The organism is Acinetobacter lwoffii (genome assembly GCF_024129595.1).
Lineage (GTDB): Bacteria > Pseudomonadota > Gammaproteobacteria > Pseudomonadales > Moraxellaceae > Acinetobacter > Acinetobacter lwoffii_O.
On record NZ_JAMXXS010000086.1, the window covers coordinates 1 to 1,194 of the forward strand.

Sequence of the window (1,194 nt, forward strand, 5' to 3'; positions counted from 1 at the left end):
CATGGCTAAGGCTAAGTTTGAACGTAATAAGCCACACGTTAACGTGGGCACAATTGGTCACGTTGACCATGGTAAAACAACTTTAACAGCTGCAATTGCAACTGTATGTGCGAAGAAATTCGGTGGCGAAGCGAAAGACTACGCTGCAATCGACTCTGCACCAGAAGAAAAAGCACGTGGTATTACAATTAATACTTCACACGTAGAATACGATTCTCCAACTCGTCACTACGCTCACGTAGATTGCCCGGGCCACGCCGATTATGTTAAAAACATGATTACTGGTGCTGCTCAGATGGATGGCGCGATCCTTGTATGTGCTGCGACTGATGGTCCTATGCCACAGACTCGTGAACACATCCTGCTTTCTCGTCAGGTAGGTGTACCTTACATCGTTGTATTCTTGAACAAATGCGACCTTGTAGACGATGAAGAGCTTCTTGAGCTAGTTGAAATGGAAGTTCGTGAACTTCTTTCTACTTACGACTTCCCGGGTGATGACACTCCAGTGATCCGTGGTTCTGCTCTTCTTGCGCTTAACGGTGATGACAGCCAATACGGCGAGCCAGCGGTAGTTGCGCTTGTTGAAGCACTTGACTCTTACATTCCAGAGCCAGAGCGTGCAATTGACCTTCCATTCCTTATGCCAATTGAAGACGTATTCTCAATCTCTGGTCGTGGTACAGTAGTAACTGGCCGTGTAGAGACTGGTATCGTTAAAGTAGGTGAGTCTGTAGAAATCGTTGGTATCCGTGATACTCAAACTACTACAGTAACCGGCGTAGAAATGTTCCGTAAACTTCTTGACGAAGGTCGTGCGGGCGAGAACTGTGGTGTTCTTCTTCGTGGTACTAAGCGTGAAGACGTACAACGTGGTCAAGTATTGACTAAACCAGGTGCGATCAAGCCACACACTAAATTCGATGCAGAAGTATACGTACTTTCTAAAGAAGAAGGTGGTCGTCACACTCCATTCCTTAACGGTTACCGTCCACAGTTCTACTTCCGTACTACGGACGTAACTGGTGCGATCGCGCTTAAAGAAGGCGTGGAAATGGTTATGCCTGGTGACAACGTTGAGATGTCAGTAGAGCTAATCCACCCGATCGCAATGGACCCAGGTCTACGTTTTGCGATCCGTGAAGGCGGTCGTACAGTTGGTGCTGGTGTAGTTGCTAAAGTAACTGCATAATC

The 1,194-nt window shown here is 47.1% G+C and carries 1 protein-coding gene; it reads left to right on the forward strand.

The features are described from left to right. Window position 1 precedes the first annotated feature (1 nt). Complete coding sequence (tuf, locus tag NI466_RS15750) at window positions 2-1,192, forward strand: elongation factor Tu (RefSeq protein ID WP_004646112.1); 1,191 nt, start codon at window positions 2-4, stop codon at window positions 1,190-1,192. The last annotated feature ends 2 nt before the right edge of the window (window positions 1,193-1,194 follow it).